Source organism: Microthrixaceae bacterium, from assembly GCA_023957975.1.
In the GTDB taxonomy this organism is placed as follows: domain Bacteria; phylum Actinomycetota; class Acidimicrobiia; order Acidimicrobiales; family Microtrichaceae; genus JAMLGM01.
Window position 1 is genome coordinate 159,376 of sequence record JAMLGM010000001.1, and the last position, 18,254, is coordinate 177,629.

Below are 18,254 nucleotides of genomic sequence, written 5' to 3' on the forward strand. Positions count from 1 at the left end.
AGGGGGCGACGTGATCCAATTCTGGAGCCTCGTCATCGCCGGCGCCGTTTCCGGCGGCCTCTATGCCGTCATGGCATCGGGCTTGGTGTTGACCTATCAGGCGTCGGGCATCTTCAACGTAGGGCAGGGGGCGGTGGCCTTCGCCACCGCCCTCACCTACTTCCAACTGCATCAGCCGACCGAGGCGGGTGGCCTCGGCTGGCCGATCCTTCCCGCGGCGATCGTGTCGATCCTGATCGTCGCACCGCTGCTGGGCGTCGCGCTCGATTCGCTCATCTTTCGGCGTCTATCCGCTGCTCCCGAGGCCGCCCGGCTCGTCGGCACGGTCGGCATTCTGATCGCCCTGCCGGCGGCAGCGTTGTGGCTCATCGACGTCATCAACACCATCGTCGGCTCCGACATGGCCAACGTCGCCGGCGATGCCGGGATCGCCCCGCCCGGCATCGGACCGACTCCGGCTCGCACCTGGTCGCTCACCCGCGGGGTCGCCATCAACTCCGACCAACTCGCGGTCCTCATCCTGGCCGCCCTGGCGGCCGGCGGTCTGTGGTTCCTGTTGCGCCACACCCGATTCGGCCTCGAGACCCGCGCCGCGGTTGACCGGCCGACACTGGCCCGACTCCGCGGCATCGACACCGACCGCTCATCGCGAATCGTCTGGGCACTCAGCACCCTGCTCGCCGGTTGCGCGGGGGTGTTGATCGCCCCGTTGTTCGACCTGTCACAACACACGTTCCACACGATCGTGTTCATCTCGTTCACCGCAGCGGTGGCGGCGAGGCTGACCTCGGTCCCGTGGGCCTTCGTCGCCGGTATCGCCCTCGGCATCATCCAGAACCTCGTCTATGGCTACGCCCCGGCGGCTCTCACGTCGATCTCCGGATTCCGATCCTCGGTGCCATTCCTGTTGATGTTCGTGCTGTTGTTCTTCGTGCAGGGCCGCGGCCGGGAGGCCGGATCGGTTGCCGAGGAAGCACCTCGACCCGACCCGCGCGACGACCTCTCGCCGTGGCGCCGCCGACTCCCCTGGATCATCGCCGGCGTTCTGTTCACCTTCTACACGGTCGCGATCGCCACCCCGTACTGGACCGGGATCCTCACCCGAGGGCTGGTGTTCGCCCTCATCTTCTTGTCGTTCGTCGTCGTCACCGGCATCGGCGGCATGATCAACCTGGCCCAAGCCACCTTCGTCACCGTCGGCGGCTTCACCGTCGGGTTCCTGGTCAACCACCAGTGGCCATCCACCGTGCCAGTGCTGATGGACAACGGGCGCATCGTGTTCTGGGTTGCGGTCATCCTCGCCGTCGTCGTGACGGCCGCTGTCGGCATCCTCGTCGCCCTGCCGTCCATTCGACTCGGCGGCTTGACGTTGGCCCTTGCGACACTCGCACTCGCCTTCGTCGGCGACCGTCTTGTCTTCCAACTCGAAGGTGTTCGCAACGGTTCGCGAGGCTGGTCGGTGCGCAAGCCGGTCTACGGCCCGATCGACCTCAACGACGACAACACCCTGTTCCTCGTCGTACTGGTCATGGTCCTGGCCGTCGTCGGGCTCATCGGCAACCTTCAGCGTTCCGCGACCGGGCGCACGTTGTTGGCGATTCGATCCTCTGCGGTTGCCGCCGCAACCTCGGGCGTCGCGCCCATGCGGGCAAAGCTCATGCTCTTCGGGTTGTCGGCCGGACTCGCCGGATTCGCCGGAGCGTGGTTCGCCCTGGTCAACAGCCCGATGACCAACCTCAGCGCGCCGCCGCTGCTCGGCATGATCTGGCTTGCCGTCGCCGTCACCTTCGGTATCCGTCGCCCCGGCGGAGCCGTGATCGCCGGCATCGTGTACGCAGCGCTGCCGGTCGTACTCGCCGGCATCGGCGGGCGATGGACCGGCGCACCCTGGTCGTCGATTCCCGAGTCGGTACGTCACCTCATCGCCAACCCCGAACTCGCCGCGCTGATGTTCGGCCTCGGAGCCATCAGCCTGGCCCGCGAACCCGACGGCGCGCTCGCCGAGGTCGCCACCGCGATGCGTGAACGCCGACGCAGTCGGGCGGAGCGAGCGGCACCCTCACCGGGCGCTGACTCACAAGCCGCGACAACCGAGACAGCACGCGACGCAACGGAGACTGCACAGAAGGCTGCGAGTGGCGAGCCCGACCCGCGTTTGGCAGTCCAGGCCGACGACGCCGTCCTCGTCGTACGCAACGTCCATGCCGGATACGGCGATGTCGCAGTGCTGCACGGCGTTGACCTGGCGCTACGCCCAGGCTCAGTCGTCGCCGTGCTCGGACCAAACGGGGCCGGCAAGTCCACCCTGTGCGGGGTGATGAGTGGCACCGTCGCCGCGAGTTCGGGCAGCGTTGATTTCGACGGTGCTGACGTCACAGCTCAGGCTCCCCATCACCGCTCGGGTGCCGGGCTCGTGCTGGCTCCGGAAGCCCGCGGCGTGTTTCCCGGCCTCAGCGTCGACGACAACCTCGCCATCCGGTTGCGTACCGACGAGCAACGGCTCGCGGCAAAGCAGCGATTCCCCATCCTTGCTGAGCGTCACCGACAACTCGCCGGACTGTTGTCGGGCGGCGAGCAACAACAGTTGGCAATGGCCGTCGCGCTTGCGAATCCGCCGAAGGTGTTCATCGCCGACGAACCGGCGCTCGGACTCTCGCCCAAGGCATCACAGATCGTCTTCGACGCACTCGCAGAGCTTCGCGACCTCGGAACGGCGCTGGTCCTCGTCGAGGAGCAGGCCGGAGGAGCGCTGCGGCTGGCCGATCAGGTCGTGTTGATGGAACTTGGCCGGGTGGCGTGGCACGGTCCGGCCGACGAGGTGGACATCGGAAAGCTCGGCGCCTCCTACCTCGGCGCCTGAGCCTTCCACAGGATCCCACCCAAGCGGCCGCCGGGCGGTGTCGGTATGGCTCATGGCCCCGTGTCACCACAATGGCCCGGGCAAGGGGTATGCGGTGTGGCCGCCAGCACGGCCGAGTGGGCGGGTGAACCTCTGATGGGGACATGTGACTGATCGTCGTTTCGTAAGGTGGATGACGGTGAACGCGCCGCGGACAGCCTTCCTTCCCGCAACCCGAATGGAAGGAGCCACAGTGAGCACACCAGAGGACGTCGATGTCTGGATCCGACTCGATGTCGGTAAGGAAAGACGCTTCCGCGAGGACGGCGAATCGCTGTTTGCAGGGTCAGTCACAAACGATCAGGCCAACTTCATCGCTGTGATCAACGAGCCCAGAGCACGGCGTTGCGGGGTTGCGGGGTTGGTGATCGACCAGCCGGGTCGGATCGCGCAACTCCCAATCGCGGTGGCGAACCGGCATCATCCTCGCCATACCCGCAACATCGAGCCCTACCGGGCGCCTGCGACACCGCCAGCAACGAGACCGCCCCGATCGCTGCCTGAACCCCTCGACAACAACTGGGACACCCCAGTCCCTGACAATGCCGGACGACTTCTCGACACGCTCAGGACGATCCTTCCTGGCTCAGATTTTCCGACGCTGGAGAACTCCAAGGTACGTTCAGGAACCTTCTGCGACGGCCATCACCAACTCGTGTCGGCAGGCTCGAAGTTGCTCCAGTCGCTCAATCGCTAGTACCCGTTCACTCATGTTGACAATCGAGTCTCGAAACATAGCTCCGACTACGTATCCGATAATCCCGATCTCTCCGGAGCATTCCAACAGCCCCCGAGCGACTGCGGATTCGAACGCCAAGTCACCTGACAGGCACCCAGCAATGGTGTCCAAGTCGCAGGCCAGCGTCAGATCGGGACCTTGGACATGAGCCGAATAGTCCACACGGCAGACCAGTCCGCTAGCGATCTCGACTACAATTTCTACGATCTCGCCCGGTCCAACGTCGACCTTCAGCAGAACTATCGCTGTGGATGCCGGAGCACAGTAGCTGCCTCTCAGCAGTCCTAGGCCCAAAGGATCTTGGGCTCCTATGCTCTCGACACCGTCAGATGCTAGCGACGAGAGACTGCTCCATGCCTTCTGCGCGGTGGCCCAGACTAAGGCGACGCTACTAAAGTCGCTCGCAACGACGGAGATGTCCATCGCTGGCTTGCCACAACTCGCAACAAGCTTCGGCCGACCGGTCGCAGCGAGCCGAAACCTAATCGTCGTCACCTCTTCGCCATGAGGCGCAACCAACCGAATTGAAGCGTACCACACAGGCCCGACTTCGGGATGATCTGTCACGGGTCAGCCGCCGCCGATTGGGAGGTCAACGACCTCGTCCAAAACCGCACTGGCGAACTCGCCGACCAGCTCCCTATACGCGCGTTGGTCGGTGATTAGATTGTTTATTACTACGGCGATAACTACTTCTGCATCTGGGAGAATAAGAGCGAAACAGGTTGAACCACTTCCCGTATGTCCAAATGACCTCACGTGATGCAGGCCCATCCGAATCTGACCGACCGGATCCTTCATCATGCCATCAACGAACGACACTGGTCGCCGAAGGACAGGGTCGTATTCAGTCACCCGAGCGGTGCTTCCGATAGTTCGAAGCGTCACGCTACCTGGCCGTTCCTGATTCCGCCCTGAAAGGCGATCGCAGATAACCGCGTAGAGCCGAAGGGCGTCAGCAGCGCTGCCCTCGCAACCCGATGCCAGCATCTCCCCGTTCGGACGATCCAACTCTGAGAGCGCTGGTATCCATCGGTGTGGAAGCCCCCACACGCAGACACCCCTGCGCGTCATCTGAGATTTCGATTCTCTCTTCAGCTCGTGAGCACCCGAAGAACTATTCCACAATCGGTGAGCTCCGAGCACCTCCCAGGCGTCGCCGTCGGCGACAGAGCGAAGGACACACTCCAGCAGGTACCATCCGACGAACTCGGAGTAACCTTGTGAGTCGCTCCTTACGAGGTGGCCCAATCTGACTAACGACGCGAATTCCCTCCGTGTGTCTTGATCAGCCAAGCGCCACTGCAGAAGCGAAGGTGTCCGATACGGGTGGCCGTGGTTGAGCAATTCACCTACCGTCACTTCTCCCAGTTCCAACCCCACCGTGATACCGAGTTCGGCGAGCGTCGTTGACCGATCCAACATCCCATCATCGATGCACACAATGACCGCCAGTGCTATTGCGGGCTTGAGAAGGCAATGCAGCTGATGCACCGCTTCGTGCGTCATTGGCGAGCCGTCGTGCAACGAACCACCAGCCTTCTGCCAGACGTCGCCACTGTTGGATACTGCAACCTGGTATCCAGGAATCAACCCCGCGTTCACGAGTTGCTCCCCGAACTTGAAGTAATGGTCGCCGAGATCCAAGCTCGCCCGACGGCGCCGCTCATTCATTTCGGGATGAAATGACCCTCAAGCAAGACGTGATCGGACTCGGAGGTCAACCAGCGCGTTCCAGACGAGCCAGAGGCCCACACGCTCGACACGACGCCGTAGTCAATCTTGCGAGTCAAGTTGGGGTTGGGAGTGACTTTCCACGTGTCCAACTTGTCCGGATCCGCAGCGATGCGGTTATTGTACGCAACGTTAGGCGGAGACATCTCCCCTGGTTCAATATTGAAATCGCCACCAAAATAGCGCCACGCAGCGGAAGTATTATTAAACCAATCGTCGGCCTTCCCTAGTGCATCATTCAACTGGGCGGCTGCATCAGCGTTATCGTTATTGGTTAGGTGGGTCGAGCAAGCAGCGATCGTGCCGAACAGATCCGAACGTTCGCACAGAACGCCCCTGTCCTCCCCCGCATCGGGCGATAGAAGCAACGAAAGCCGGCCACCAGTCGCCGATCCGTAGGAACCAACAGCGATACCGTACTGTTGGCAGTTTTGGGTAGTTGTGTCAGCCAACCAGAAGAATTCCCATTGGTACTGAGGAAGAAAGGACTTCACTCGTCCGAACTGGGATGAGTTTTCATCGTTTGGGTTTCGACACACCTCTTGCAGGGAAATGCCGATCGGCAGGTGGCCATTCTGCTCCATGAACCCTTTGTGGTTAATGACCCTGTTCGCAGGGGCGAGACCTCCCCCGTTCCCGAGACGTCCGTACATATTGTACTGAAAGTAGTGGTTCCGATTAGCATGAGCGCTTGCCTCACGCATGGGTATTAATAGCGACACTGCCACCGCGACCACCCAAATCGCCACTCCAGCGCCCAGCGCTCGAAGCCGCATTCTCAACGTCACCGTGGCGCGGCCAGGAATTTCCATCGCGTCGTTCATCACTTCACCTCCCGGATCGTAAACCCATCTGACGAGGCGACGAAGACCAGCGCTGCGTCCTGCGAAAGTGCAACTCGGCCGGTCTGAGCGACACCCCGCTTGACTTCGAATACGGAACCATCCCGCCCAGTGACTATCACCCGGCCCGTTGGGAGTTCTGGGGCAGCCCCGACTCCCTCATCGAAGTCCCCGGGAATACCAGCGCTAGCGATCGGGGCGACCAAGTCCGAGAATACCCCGCCTTGGGCGGCACTGTAGACGACGAGCTCATCATCCAAAACTGATTTCCTATACAGCGCTTTCCCCGAGACGAGACCGCTCAGGTCAATTCTGTATTGAGTAACCGTGCCCCCCGAGCGACCAACTGTACTTAGTCCGCTGTCGTCACATGCTAAGGATGCAGCGGACCGTTGCACGCTCTCACCAATCGAAACGGACGTGGCCCGCCGATCATCCAAAAGCTCAATCGACGTGAGCGAGTCGTCGCCTTGTTGATTACCCTCAATCACCGCTGGCGCCGTGAGTACCCAGACCTTAGTTGGGGCTACACAATACGATGTTCGTGGAATATCGAACTTGTCGGAACTCTCGGCTTCGTTGGCCTTCGCTCGAATCTCGCTCGAGGAGTAAATAGGCGGTCTCCACTCAAGCTCTTGGACGTCGCCCGTCATAGAATTGACCAAGACGATTCTGCTGCCATGGTCACCGAGTACGCTGACGACTAGTTGCTCGCCAACTGCGCCAACTAGTTCTGCCTCACCCGAAGGGTCGAAAGCTGCTAATAGATCGGCGGTCTCACGTCCATTCGACACGGAAAGAATGTTGACTGTGCCGTCTTCACACGGCTTAGATTCTTCAAAGCAACCCGGCGCCAAGACATACCAGCCTTCGCCGTCCACTTCGATTGCGCTGGGTGCGTATTGATCGCTCACTGGCAAATCGAACGAAATCGTTGAGACATCGCCAGCCTCGTAGGCCAAAACTAGTCCAACCGTACGACTACCGGACTCGGCGCTCGCGAAAAAGGTCGTTTGCCCACCAAATGTCGAAAGCACACGATCGACCTTTGGAACACCCGCGAGTTCGGCAGATGGTGCTCCTTGTGCCCGTTCAGGCTCGACCGAGCCGCACCCGGAAAGCAACACCGTCGCTGCGACGCAACTGATGAGACCTATGAATCTCAAGCGACTGTCCCCTCTATTCGATTTCGCCAGGACCCTAACGCAATCCATCAGCCCTGAGGGTGTCGTAGCGTCACCCGCCCTGTGCTTCTGTGGGTTTCGAACCGGTCTCGACAGTCGGGGTTATAGACACGCTGTGGCACCCATCTCAAGGCTTGCCAAATGAGTTCCCTTGGATACTGGGTTCGCGTTGGTTTAGCCGACCGCTACCAACGACAACGCCTTGGGGAACAACACGTTGTTCTCCTTGTGGATGTGCATATGTGTGTCGCGTTCGACGTCGGCCAACCCGGCATAAAGCGCCTGATAGCTGCCGCAGGCGTCGCCGGGCGCCTCGTAGCCACTCGTCACGTTGCGGAGCTCTTCGAGGATCTCGCCGGTTGCCTCGTGTTCCATCATCATCATCGCCACCGGACGGTCGACCGGCATCGTCGGCCCGGTGCTCGGCTCGCCGGTGACGAGCGAACGGATCAGAGGAAACAACACGTTCTCCTCTTTGAGCATGTGCGGGGTGAGGTCGTCTCGCAGCGCTGTACACAACTCGCGGACCCGGTGCAGTTCGGGATGACGGTCACCGTGAACTCCTTCGACCTTGATCGCCAACGCCTCCAAGCGGGGCAGCTCGGCATCGAGGTAGCGGTGATGTGTCGACAAGATGTGGTCGACCAGTTCGACGGTGTCCTCGGGAAGGTCTGCTGCGGCAGGATCACGGGAGAATTCGGCAGAAAGTTGGTCGATGACCTCGCCGAGGTTCAACGAGGCCTCGGCACAGGCATCGGCCAGGCTGCGGTTTCCGTGACAGCAGTAGTCGAGACCGAACCCCTCAAGGATTCGGGGTGCACCGCGAACCCCAGTGACGATGGTCGCGAGCGTGGCGTCCGGTGTGATCTCCATGATGTTGCTCCTCGGTAGGTGGTGATGTTCTGTCGTTGGGAATCCGTCGGCTCCTGAGGGCTTTGGCCGTGGTCAGAGCGCCGTGCGACCGGGGACCGGATTGGCGAGGGTGTCCAGGCTGTCCAGCGACGCCGCCGAAAGCTCTTCGAGAAGTTGTGTTCGAGCGCGGGTCCACGGGAAGTGCAACGCGCAGGTGCCGCTTTCGCCACACGGACGATCCTGCAACACGCACCGGCCGCCATCAGAGGGTCCCTCGATGGCCTCGATCACATCGAGCACGCTGATCGAGGACAGGTCGGCGACGAGTTGATAGCCGCCGGAAGGCCCCGGCTCGGATCGAGCCCACCCCTTGGCCACGAGCGGGGTCATCGCATGGGAAAGGAACCCCGGCGTCGTGCCGACCGCCGCCGCAAGGTCGCCCGCTTTGGTTCGCTCGCCGCGATGGGCCAACTCGATGAGTGCCCTGGTGGCCAGATCGGATCGTCGGGTGATCTCCAATCGCATAGTCGTATACTATACAATAGAATGATGAGTGACCAGACCCCTCCCGATCGATCCGACGACCGCACGCGTCGGCCAAACGACCCGGTTCCGCGCCCGCAGCACCCGCGCGGTGCCGCGATCGCCGTGGTCGTCGTGATGATTCTGCTCATCGTTCTCCTCGCCGTCGCCAGCACCTTCGGATAGCCCGAAACAACGCCGCAACAGCGTCGGCCCATCGCCCACCCTGACTTCAAGGAGCCGCGGACATGACATCACTCGCCCCGACCACGGTCGAGCCGCCCACGCCGAACGGGGATCTCGACAGCATCGACGAAGTCGCCGAACTCGTCCGCCGCTTCTACGCGGACGTCGCCCAGGACGATCTGCTGGGCCCACTGTTCAACGACGTCGCCCAGGTCGACTGGTCACTGCATCTGCCGAAACTGACCGCGTTCTGGTCACGGGCGTTGCTGCAACAGCCCGGCTATGAGGGCAACCCCTACCGGATGCACCAACTCATCCACGATCAGTCGCCGTTCACCGTGGCGCACTTTCATCGCTGGCTCGACCTGTTCACCGAGACCATCGCACTGGGCTGGGCTGGGCCTCGGGCCGATCACGCAAAGGCCCTCGCGCTTCGTGTTGCCCAAGTTCACTGTTCTCACATCGTCGGCGAGGAACTCGACCTCAGCGCGTACGCGTAGCGAATCACCTCGAGTCGGTCAGGCCACCGTCACGGTCGCGCAACCCGTTCGGGAGCCGCCACCGGGTCCGGGGTTGTGCAACACCACGCACACCTCGTGTTGTCCGCTCACGACGCCGGGGATGGTCGCCGCAAAGCCGTGGTTCGGGCCGTACGTCGGGTAGACCGCGGCAACGTCGGGGCGAGGCGTCGAAGCTTTCGCGTTGTAGGCAGGATTGCCGTTGAGATACACGGAGTAGCCGGCCGCATCATCGGTCCCTGGAGCCAGCGCCCAGCCCGCCACCGAAATGGTGTTCGCAGCGGTGGAACTCACCGAATCGAGCGATCCGAATGTGCGGGTCGAGGACGTGTCGCGCATCCACACCGGAGCGGCCTTCAGGTAGCTGTAGGAGTTGACCACCCCGAGCGTGGGATGATGCGCCTCGAAATGCAGGTGCGGTGCGGTCGACTCGGCGTTTCCAGAGTCACCGACGAACCCGACGGGTTCACCCGCCCGTACCCGTTGGCCGACCCGAATGCCGTCGACGAAGGCCTGGTCGTAGCGATTTGCGCCGTCGTCGGTGCCGGGCGTGTCGTTGTTGAGATGGATGTAGTAGTAGGTCCACCCGTTGTCGCCGGTCAGTCGGAGCTGATTGCCCGCCAGCCCGTCGTTGGAATGCTTGATCTGGGTGATCGTGCCGTCGACGACCGCAATGGCGACCGTACCCTTCGAGGCCATCAGATCTTGTCCCTGATGGCTGCGCCCACCCGAGCGAGGTGCGCCGTGGGTATCGGTGAACGAGATGGGGATCGCCAGCGGGAACACGGCGATCTCCTCGAGCCCGGTGATCGCCGGCGGCTGCGCATTGTCGAGGCAGGCCGAGGTCACCAACACGGCGGACACGGAAAGGGCGGCGGCGAGGCGGCGCGTAGCGCCTCGTGAGATCGACGGCATCGGATTCGACACTCCCAGCTTGAGATCGGACCCGAATTGCTTCGGCCTTCACCGACCGAAAACTTGAATGAATCAACGCCGACCGGCGTCGCCTCGCTCCGCGCGCGGTTCGAATCTCACCACGATCGTCTTGAGGTAGGCGCCCTGCTCGAACCCGATGGGGTGGTCGACCGCGTGACCGTGTTCGGACTGGATTTCGACTCGCCGGCCGGTGGCGTCCGCTGCGTCGAGCACCGCCTCGCGGAGCTCCTCCATCGTGATCCGGCTTGAACACGACGACTGCAGGTACAGGCCCCTGGGTGCCACCAGGGCCATGGCGAGATCGGCGAGGCGTCGATAGGCACGCAGCGCGTTGGGTCGATCCGCCTCGCGCTGAGCGAACGACGGCGGATCGACGATGACGAGATCGAAACGACGTCCTCCGTGAGCCAACCGAACCAGTTCCTCGAACGCGTCGCCGATCTCGATGTCATGGTCGCATTCCGCGACAGCGGAAAGCTCGGCGTTGAGCGACATGTTTTTCTTCGCGAGGTACAGCGCCGACGAACTCAGGTCCACGCTGAGCACCGAGGTCGCCCCGCCCGCCGCGGCGTTGACGGAAAACCCGCCGGTCGAGCTGAACACATCGAGCACTCGACGGCCTCCCGCGAAGGACCTCACCATGAGTCGATTGTCCCGCTGATCCAGAAAATGCCCGGTCTTTTGGCCGCGGACCACATCGACGTAGAACTTCAACCCGTTCTCCAGGAACACGACCGGCTCCGATGGCTCGTCACCGAGCACCACCGCCCCGTCGAGGTCCGGCATCACGGATCGGACCTGGCGACTCGCACGGGTGACCACACGGTCGATCTTGAGTCCCGCCCGCCCACAGCGGTCGAGCAGCACCAACAACACGTCGTTGAGGTGCGGTAGCCACGCCTCGCTGTAGATCTTCACCACCAACGTCGTGTCGTAGCGATCGACGGTGAAACCGGGCATCAGATCGTTCTCGCCATGCACGAGGCGCATGCCGGTGGTCGCCGCGCTGTGGATCAGTCCACTACGCAGCGCCAGCGCCGCGTCGATGCGCTCGGCCCAGAACTCGTCGTCGATCGCCCTGGGCTTTCCGGCGTGCAGCATCCTGATCCGGATCGGAGAGTTCGGATCCCACAGCCCGATTCCCGCGAAATTCCGCTTCGAATCGAAGACCACCGCCAGGTCGCCCGGACTTCCCGGCAGCGAGGTCGACTCGATGCTGTGATCGAACACCCACGGGTGACCCGCACGGATGTGACGAAGCGCTCGCGGAGCCACCCGAACGGCCAAACGCTGCGGATTTGGGGACGGCAACTCGTCGAGAACACTCATCGAAGGTGGAAACTTACTCAAGGCTCGCGGCGACCGTGACCGATACCACGGGCCATGGACCGCTTGAACACCTCCAAGGATGGCTGGGGCCGTTCCGCACGCCGGACGGCAAGCATCATCACCGCACTGTTTCTCCTCGTGGGATTCGCATCGGGTTGTGAATCAACCGATGCAGAACGAAACGAGGTGGTTTCCCTGGTCAACCAGACCAGGGCCGCCAGCGGACTCGGTCAGCTGGCGGGCAACGCCACGCTCGACATCAAGGCCGACAACTGGGCTCAGAAGCTGCGCAATGAGTGTCGCCTCAGCCATTCCCGACTTGCCGACGGAGCACCGGGCGAATGGCGAAAGCTCGGCGAAAACGTCGGCTACGGCGGCACGATTGCCCAGGTACATACCGCATACCTCAACAGCCCCGGGCACAAGGCCAACATCCTCGACCCGTCGTTCACCTCGATGGGCGCGGCGGCGGTGTGGGGCATGTGCGACGGCCAGTACCGCGTGTTCACCGTCCAGGTGTTCATGAAGTCGTAGCGACACCTGTCGCCTAACGTTCGACGCTGTGGAGATCGCAGCGTTCCAGCAACTGATGGACGACCTGTACGGCCAGGCCGACCGTGAGCGGGGAATTCCCGCCACGGTCGCCTGGCTGTGCGAGGAACTCGGTGAACTTGCCCAGGCCGTGCGCAAGGGCACCACCGAGGAGCAACTGCACGAACTCGGCGACGTCTTTGCCTGGCTGGCCTCCCTCGCCAACCAGATCGGTCTTGATCTGGAAACGGCCGCACGTCGCTACGTCGACAACCCACCGCTGTAACGACGGCAACCGCCTTCGGTCAGCCCCTGCGGCGCAGGATCTCCTCGGCGATCTGGATCGTGTTGAGTGCCGCTCCCTTGCGGAGATTGTCGTTCGACAGGAACAGTGCGAGGCCGTTGTCTGTGGTCGGATCGCGACGGATGCGACCCACGATCGTCGGGTCGATGCCGGCCGACTTCAGCGGGGTCGGCAACTCGTCCAGCACCACCCCCGGGGCCTGGGAGAGGATCTCACGGGCACGCTCGGGGGAGATCGCCCGGTCGAACTCGGCGTTGATGCTCAGGCTGTGGCCGGTGAACACCGGAACCCGCACGCAGGTCCCCGAGACCAGCAGGTCCGAAAGACCGAGGATCTTGCGACTCTCGTTTCGGAGCTTCTGTTCCTCGTCGGTTTCCTCGGAACCGTCGTCGACCACCGAACCACACAGCGGCACGACGTTGAACGCGATCCGATCGGCGAACTTCGGTCCGGCCGAGATCTTGACCGCTTCGCCATCGAAGGTGAGTTCCGCCAAGTTGTCCTGAGCCGTCGCTTCGGTCGCCTGCCCCGCCAATTCCTCCACTCCGGCGAGCCCGCCGCCGGACACCGCCTGGAACGTGCTGACGATCAGCCTGCGCAGCCCCGCCTCATCCGACAACGGCTTGAGCACCGGCATCGCTGCCATCGTCGTGCAGTTCGGGTTGGCGACGATGCCCTTCGCGATGTTGTCGAGCGCATCGGCGTTGACCTCGGGGACCACCAGCGGAACATCGGGATCGAGACGCCAAGCCGAGGAGTTGTCGATCACGATCGCCCCGGCCGCCGCAACCTTCGGCGCCAACTCCTTCGAGGTCGCGCCCCCGGCGGAGAAAAGCGCGATGTCGAGCCCCGCGAAGTCGGCCGTGGCGGCGTCTTCGACAACGATGTCTCGACCCGACCAGGCGATGGTGCGACCCGCTGAACGCTTCGATGCGAACAACCGGAGGTCGTCCACCGGAAACGCCCGTTGCTCGAGCAGCGTGAGCATGACGCCGCCGACCTGGCCTGTCGCACCAAAAACACCGATGTTCATGGGGCCCAAGGCTAATTCTCGACGGCGGCCACCACCCAGTCGATTACCGGGAGGCGACGTCGGAGGCGATCAGTACTCCGACTGATCGAGCCGATACACGTCGTGCAGCACCATGACGGCACGCTCGGCGTCCTCCTCGGCCACCGCCGCCGAGATCCGAATCGTCGACGTCGAGATCATGTCGATGTTGATCCCGGCCTCCGCCAGAGTTTCGAACATCGTCGCCGCAATACCGGGGTTGTTGCGCATCCCGGCGCCGATGACGCTCACCCGCGCCACCGAGGGATCGCCGATGACGGCACGAATTCCGAGTTCGTCCTTCAGCGCCTCGGCGGCCGACACGGCGGTGGCGAGTTCGTCGTGGGGCACCGTGAAGGAAATGTCGGTGGTGCCCTCCTCGGACGCGTTCTGCACGATCATGTCGACATTCACCCCCTCGTCGGCCAGCGCACGAAACAGCCGTGCCGCAACCCCGGGCCGGTCGGCCACACCGGTGACGGTGACCTTGGCCTCGTTGAGTTCGTGAACGATCGCTCGGACGGTTGCGTGCTCCATGTTCGGGTCCTCCTCGACCACCCAGGTGCCGGACTCCCACGTGAAGGCCGAGCGAACGTGCAGTTTCACGCCGTGGCGCACGGCGTATTCGACCGACCGCATCGCCGGCTTGGGGCAGCCGTTCGCGGTCATCTCCAGCAACTCATCGAAGCTGATGGAGTTCATCTTGCGGGCGGTCTCCACCAGACGAGGGTCGGTCGTGTAGACGCCCGACACATCGGTGTAGAGCTCGGCGGCATCCGCATTCAGCGCCTTGGCGAGGGCCACCGCCGTCGTATCCGATCCGCCTCGCCCGAGAAAGGTCACATCGTTGTCGGTCGACACCCCTTGAGCCCCGGCGACCACCGGTACCTGTCCGGCTTCGAGCGCTTCGCGGATCCGATCGGCGCGAACCTCGAGGATCTTCGCGTCCTCGTGTTTGGTGTCGGTGATGAACCCGGCCTGGCTACCGGTGAAACTGGCGGCCGGAACACCGAGATCGGCCAGGGCCATGCACACGAGCGCGATCGCCTTGCGCTCCCCGGCGGTGATGAGCATGTCCATCTCGCGTCCGGGCCGGGTGCCAGACACCTCCTTGGCCACGCGAATGAGATCGTCGGTTTCCTTGCCCATCGCTGAGACGACCAACACGACTTCGTCACCGCGTCGACGGTGCCGGGCAACGTGATCAGCGACGTTTCGGATCCGTTCCGGATCGCCGACCGACGTGCCCCCGAACTTCATTACCAAGCGGGCCACGGCACAACGATACAGGAGCCATCCCACCCCACTTTCAGCTCGATGGCCGAGACGGACGGGGCTGGATTGGTAAGGTTCGGCCGCTATGGGTACCGACAAACGCGCACGTCAAAAAGAGCTCTCCCGTTCCCGGGCCGAGGCGGCCCGCAAGGAAGCGGAACGAGCCGCAACCAAGCGACGGACACTCAACATGGTGTCGATCGTGGCGGTGGCCGCGATCATCGTCATCGCGATCGCCGTGTTCGTCGGTGGCGATGACGATGCCGACGTCGCGACCGACGGCGACACGACATCGACCACCGTCGCCTCCGACGATTCGACGCCGAGCACCGATGCAGCTCAAACCGGGGCCACTCCCACGACGGCGGTGCCCAACATCGCGAAAGCGGGGGTCGGATGCCCCGAAGCCGACGGTTCGTCGCCGCACTACACCGGCTTCAGCGAGGCACCCGAGATGTGCATCGACGTCGACAAGGCCTACACCGCCGAGATGCAGACGAACCTCGGCACGTTCACGATCGCCCTCGATGCCAAGCGCGCTCCGAACACGGTGAACAATTTCGTGTTCCTCGCTCGATACCACTACTTCGACGGCCTGGCGTTTCACCGCATCATCGAGGACTTCATGTTCCAGGGCGGCGACCCGACCGGCACGGGCATGGACGGCCCGGGCTACGAGTTCGACGACGAGTTGCCCGAACAGGGCGACTACCAGCTCTATTCGGTCGCCATGGCGAACTCCGGGCCGAATACGAACGGAAGCCAGTTCTTCGTCATCACCGGAGAAAACGGTGTTGCGCTGCCCCCGAGCTACTCGCTGTTCGGCCAGGTGACCGAGGGGACCGACGTCGCCGACGCCATCGGCGCGGTCGAGACCGACTCCGGCGACCTGCCACTCGAGGCGGTCGTGATGGAGAAGGTGACCATCACCGAATCCTGAGCAGGGCGCTCACACCGTGGTCGAGAGAGGGTCGAGCTGATCGGGCTCGATCCTCTTTCCATTTTCGAACGCCGTCACCGCGCCCGAACCCTCGACCCTCCAGGCCCCGTCCCAGATGAGTGCGGTCGCCTCGTCGATGCCGACGATGTCCATCCCCGTCGGAGCGAGGGTGATCGTGCGGTGCAACTTGTCCTCCGACCAGGTATTGAACCGCGGTATCACCGTGAGCCCGTCGAGGAAATCGAGTCCGACCGTGTAGGCGCCACCACGGCTGTCCACCATGAACGTCGACAGTACCGAGGCCCCTTCCGCCGTGCCGGCGATGATCCCGCCACGCTTCCACACCTCGACGATCGCATCCCACACCGGGCTGGCCTTGAGCACCGATCGCAGATGCATCGGCGAGCCACCCGCGATGTAGACGAACTTCGCGTCTTTGAGGACATCGGCCGCGCCCGGAGCCAACGCATCGGCGCGTCGATAGACCTCCACGACATCGACGGTGACGCCGTACTTCGCAAAATGCCGCGTCGCAGCGTCGATCGTGTCCTGGGGTCGTTCGTAGGCGGCCGCGGTGGGGATCAACACGACGCGGTCGGTCCCCGATGCCTGCAGCAGCTTTGCGTCGAACGTACAGCCGTCGGTCCACTCCGCCCCGCCAACGAGCGCAAGAATCCCACTCATCTCGACCTCCTTCGTCATGGTCCGACCCTACCGACCCCGACGTCGTCGACGCGCCTCGGACCCTCGGGTCGGTTTTGGTCACCGAATGCTACCGACGGGTAACTTGTGCGGATGATCAAGCGAGTAGGCATCTGCGGTTCAGGAATCATGGGCTCGGGCATCGCCGAGGTCGCCGCGAAGGCGGGCTTCGATGTGGTGTTGCGCTCCCGTAAGCAGGAGACGGCCGACGCGACCATCGCCAAGCTCGAGAAGTCGTTGGCGAAACAGGTCGAACGAGGCCGGCTCGAGGCTGCCGACAGCGCAGCGATCCTCGCTCGGGTCAGCGGCACGGCAGATGTGGCCGACCTCGCCGATTGCGACCTCGTGATCGAGTCGGTCGTCGAAGACCTCGAGACCAAGAAGGCGTTGTTCCGCGAACTCGACGCTGCGGTGAAGCAGGGCGCGATTCTCGCGACGAACACCTCCACGCTGCCGATCGTCGAACTCGCGGTCGTCACCGAACGCCCCGAACTCGTCGTCGGCGTGCACTTCTTCAACCCGGCACCGGCGATGAAGCTCGTCGAGATCATCTCGCCGATCACCGCCGCCGCCTCGACCACCGACGCGGTGACCGAGTTCGCCGCTACCTGTGGCAAGAACCCCGTGGCAGTGCAGGATCGCGCCGGGTTCATCGTCAACGCGCTGCTGTTCCCGTATCTCAACAACGCCATCCGGATGCTGGAAAACGGCACCGCCAACCGCGAGGACATCGACACCGCGATGAAGGGCGGCTGCAACTTCCCGATGGGCCCCCTCGAGTTGCTCGACCTCGTCGGCCTCGACACCTCGCTGTCGATCCTCGACGCCCTCTACGAGGAGTTCCGCGACCCCAACTACGCCGCCGCCCCCGTGCTTCGCCGCATGGTCGCCGCCGGACAGCTTGGACGTAAGTCCGGCAAGGGTTTCTACGACTACAGCCGCTGACACGACGTCCGGGTAACGTCGCCGCGAGGGTTCCTTTCGGAACGGACGCGAATGACGATCACCCAACGACATCTCGACCGGCTCCGTCTGGGTGCGTCGCCTTGGAGATTCCCGCCGCCGGAGGTTGCGAACCCACACGGGTTCGTCGCCGCCGGCGGCGATCTCGCGCCGGAGACCCTCGTCACCGCTTATTGCTCGGGACTGTTTCCGATGCCGCTCGGCCGTCGCCGACAGATCGGATGGTGGTCACCCGACCCGCGTGGGATTCTGCCACTCGACCGACTGGTGGTCTCGCGTTCACTGCGCCGATCCTTGCGACGCTACGAAGTTCGGGTCGATTCAGCGTTCGTCGAGGTGATGAGCAATTGCGGTGACCCTCGGCGACCGCACGGGTGGATCAACAAGGCATTCATTCACGCGTACGAAACCCTGCATCAGTACGGCGTCGCCCACAGCGTCGAGTGCTACGACGACGGTGGACGACTCGTCGGCGGACTCTACGGAGTCAGCCTCGGTGGATTCTTCGCCGGCGAATCGATGTTCCATCACGCCACCGACGCCTCGAAAGTGGCGCTGGTCGCCTTGGTCGAGACCCTCGCCGAGGTCGACGGTGCCCTCCTCGACGTCCAGTGGGTGACTCCACATCTGGCGTCCCTCGGTGCGATCGAGATCCCAAGATCCGACTACTTGGACCGCTTGACGAGGTCACTCGAGGCCCCGACGCCGACCTTCGCCCGGCTGCCTTGAATGCCAACTATGGCAAGC

Annotated in this window: 19 protein-coding genes; 9 read left to right on the forward strand and 10 right to left on the reverse strand. The window is 63.4% G+C overall.

The features are described 5' to 3' along the window. The first annotated feature begins 10 nt into the window (after window positions 1-10). Together M9952_00765 and M9952_00770 are read left to right on the forward strand one after the other, a co-directional pair. Entirely contained in the window at window positions 11-2,860 is a 2,850-nt protein-coding gene (locus tag M9952_00765) for an ATP-binding cassette domain-containing protein (GenBank protein MCO5311463.1), read from the forward strand. 232 nt (window positions 2,861-3,092) lie between these two features. Next, complete coding sequence (locus M9952_00770) at window positions 3,093-3,596, forward strand: hypothetical protein (GenBank protein ID MCO5311464.1); 504 nt, start codon at window positions 3,093-3,095, stop codon at window positions 3,594-3,596. A gap of 612 nt (window positions 3,597-4,208) precedes the next feature. Here M9952_00770 and M9952_00775 read toward each other — a convergent pair. From M9952_00775 to M9952_00795, 5 genes are all read right to left on the reverse strand, one after another. After that, window positions 4,209-5,285, reverse strand: a complete 1,077-nt coding sequence (locus M9952_00775; GenBank protein ID MCO5311465.1) for a beta-lactamase family protein — start codon at window positions 5,283-5,285, stop codon at window positions 4,209-4,211. A gap of 23 nt (window positions 5,286-5,308) precedes the next feature. Further along, the gene (locus M9952_00780) at window positions 5,309-6,196 is read right to left on the reverse strand and encodes an endonuclease/exonuclease/phosphatase family protein (protein ID MCO5311466.1); all 888 of its coding nucleotides are present in this window, start codon (window positions 6,194-6,196) and stop codon (window positions 5,309-5,311) included. Continuing rightward, window positions 6,196-7,341 carry a hypothetical protein gene (locus M9952_00785; GenBank protein MCO5311467.1) on the reverse strand — a complete coding sequence of 382 codons (1,146 nt, stop codon included), beginning with the start codon at window positions 7,339-7,341 and terminating at the stop codon, window positions 6,196-6,198. Before M9952_00785 ends, M9952_00780 begins: the two co-directional genes overlap by 1 nt. Window positions 7,342-7,572: 231 nt before the next feature. Beyond that, complete coding sequence (gene ric / locus M9952_00790; GenBank protein ID MCO5311468.1) at window positions 7,573-8,271, reverse strand: iron-sulfur cluster repair di-iron protein; 699 nt, start codon at window positions 8,269-8,271, stop codon at window positions 7,573-7,575. Window positions 8,272-8,343: 72 nt separating this feature from the next. Further along, window positions 8,344-8,775, reverse strand: a complete 432-nt coding sequence (locus tag M9952_00795; GenBank protein MCO5311469.1) for an Rrf2 family transcriptional regulator — start codon at window positions 8,773-8,775, stop codon at window positions 8,344-8,346. 24 nt (window positions 8,776-8,799) lie between these two features. Between M9952_00795 and M9952_00800 the strand changes: the two genes are divergently transcribed. Next, window positions 8,800-8,958 carry a hypothetical protein gene (locus tag M9952_00800; protein ID MCO5311470.1) on the forward strand — a complete coding sequence of 53 codons (159 nt, stop codon included), beginning with the start codon at window positions 8,800-8,802 and terminating at the stop codon, window positions 8,956-8,958. A gap of 62 nt (window positions 8,959-9,020) precedes the next feature. After that, window positions 9,021-9,458, forward strand: a complete 438-nt coding sequence (locus tag M9952_00805) for a group III truncated hemoglobin (GenBank protein ID MCO5311471.1) — start codon at window positions 9,021-9,023, stop codon at window positions 9,456-9,458. Between the two features lie 18 nt (window positions 9,459-9,476). On the opposite strand, the gene M9952_00810 is transcribed toward M9952_00805, so the two are convergent. Next, the gene (locus M9952_00810) at window positions 9,477-10,403 is read right to left on the reverse strand and encodes a M23 family metallopeptidase (GenBank protein ID MCO5311472.1); all 927 of its coding nucleotides are present in this window, start codon (window positions 10,401-10,403) and stop codon (window positions 9,477-9,479) included. 60 nt (window positions 10,404-10,463) lie between these two features. Then, window positions 10,464-11,741, reverse strand: coding sequence for a class I SAM-dependent rRNA methyltransferase (locus M9952_00815; protein ID MCO5311473.1), 1,278 nt, complete (start codon window positions 11,739-11,741; stop codon window positions 10,464-10,466). Window positions 11,742-11,795: 54 nt separating this feature from the next. Between M9952_00815 and M9952_00820 the strand changes: the two genes are divergently transcribed. Further along, window positions 11,796-12,275, forward strand: coding sequence for a CAP domain-containing protein (locus tag M9952_00820; GenBank protein MCO5311474.1), 480 nt, complete (start codon window positions 11,796-11,798; stop codon window positions 12,273-12,275). A 28-nt stretch (window positions 12,276-12,303) separates the two neighbouring features. After that, window positions 12,304-12,558 carry a pyrophosphohydrolase gene (locus M9952_00825; protein ID MCO5311475.1) on the forward strand — a complete coding sequence of 85 codons (255 nt, stop codon included), beginning with the start codon at window positions 12,304-12,306 and terminating at the stop codon, window positions 12,556-12,558. Between the two features lie 19 nt (window positions 12,559-12,577). On the opposite strand, the gene M9952_00830 is transcribed toward M9952_00825, so the two are convergent. Continuing rightward, window positions 12,578-13,609, reverse strand: coding sequence for an aspartate-semialdehyde dehydrogenase (locus tag M9952_00830; protein ID MCO5311476.1), 1,032 nt, complete (start codon window positions 13,607-13,609; stop codon window positions 12,578-12,580). Between the two features lie 69 nt (window positions 13,610-13,678). Beyond that, window positions 13,679-14,902 (reverse strand): aspartate kinase, encoded by a 1,224-nt coding sequence (locus tag M9952_00835; protein ID MCO5311477.1) that lies wholly within the window; start codon window positions 14,900-14,902, stop codon window positions 13,679-13,681. A gap of 454 nt (window positions 14,903-15,356) precedes the next feature. On the opposite strand from M9952_00835, the gene M9952_00840 reads away from it, so the two are divergent. After that, a complete protein-coding gene (locus tag M9952_00840; protein MCO5311478.1) occupies window positions 15,357-15,842 on the forward strand; it encodes a peptidylprolyl isomerase in 486 nt (161 codons plus the stop codon). 9 nt (window positions 15,843-15,851) lie between these two features. Here the strand turns inward: M9952_00840 and M9952_00845 are convergent, their stop codons facing one another. After that, a complete protein-coding gene (locus M9952_00845; protein MCO5311479.1) occupies window positions 15,852-16,544 on the reverse strand; it encodes a Type 1 glutamine amidotransferase-like domain-containing protein in 693 nt (230 codons plus the stop codon). Window positions 16,545-16,637: 93 nt separating this feature from the next. Here M9952_00845 and M9952_00850 point away from each other — a divergent pair, with 93 nt between their 5' ends. Then, window positions 16,638-17,489, forward strand: a complete 852-nt coding sequence (locus M9952_00850; protein ID MCO5311480.1) for a 3-hydroxybutyryl-CoA dehydrogenase — start codon at window positions 16,638-16,640, stop codon at window positions 17,487-17,489. Between the two features lie 51 nt (window positions 17,490-17,540). Beyond that, window positions 17,541-18,236, forward strand: coding sequence for a leucyl/phenylalanyl-tRNA--protein transferase (gene aat / locus M9952_00855; GenBank protein ID MCO5311481.1), 696 nt, complete (start codon window positions 17,541-17,543; stop codon window positions 18,234-18,236). The last annotated feature ends 18 nt before the right edge of the window (window positions 18,237-18,254 follow it).

What these genes read in the sequence shown, in the direction of transcription:
- M9952_00840 (MCO5311478.1), top strand. Translation starts at nt 15,357, where the DNA reads ATGTGCATCGACGTCGACAAGGCCTACACCGCCGAGATGCAGACGAAC.
- M9952_00830 (MCO5311476.1), bottom strand. Translation starts at nt 13,609, where the DNA reads ATGAACATCGGTGTTTTTGGTGCGACAGGCCAGGTCGGCGGCGTCATG.
- M9952_00800 (MCO5311470.1), top strand. Translation starts at nt 8,800, where the DNA reads ATGAGTGACCAGACCCCTCCCGATCGATCCGACGACCGCACGCGTCGG.
- M9952_00850 (MCO5311480.1), top strand. Translation starts at nt 16,638, where the DNA reads ATGATCAAGCGAGTAGGCATCTGCGGTTCAGGAATCATGGGCTCGGGC.
- M9952_00780 (MCO5311466.1), bottom strand. Translation starts at nt 6,196, where the DNA reads ATGAACGACGCGATGGAAATTCCTGGCCGCGCCACGGTGACGTTGAGA.
- M9952_00845 (MCO5311479.1), bottom strand. Translation starts at nt 16,544, where the DNA reads ATGACGAAGGAGGTCGAGATGAGTGGGATTCTTGCGCTCGTTGGCGGG.
- M9952_00795 (MCO5311469.1), bottom strand. Translation starts at nt 8,775, where the DNA reads ATGCGATTGGAGATCACCCGACGATCCGATCTGGCCACCAGGGCACTC.
- ric (MCO5311468.1), bottom strand. Translation starts at nt 8,271, where the DNA reads ATGGAGATCACACCGGACGCCACGCTCGCGACCATCGTCACTGGGGTT.
- M9952_00805 (MCO5311471.1), top strand. Translation starts at nt 9,021, where the DNA reads ATGACATCACTCGCCCCGACCACGGTCGAGCCGCCCACGCCGAACGGG.
- M9952_00815 (MCO5311473.1), bottom strand. Translation starts at nt 11,741, where the DNA reads ATGAGTGTTCTCGACGAGTTGCCGTCCCCAAATCCGCAGCGTTTGGCC.
- aat (MCO5311481.1), top strand. Translation starts at nt 17,541, where the DNA reads ATGACGATCACCCAACGACATCTCGACCGGCTCCGTCTGGGTGCGTCG.
- M9952_00820 (MCO5311474.1), top strand. Translation starts at nt 11,796, where the DNA reads ATGGACCGCTTGAACACCTCCAAGGATGGCTGGGGCCGTTCCGCACGC.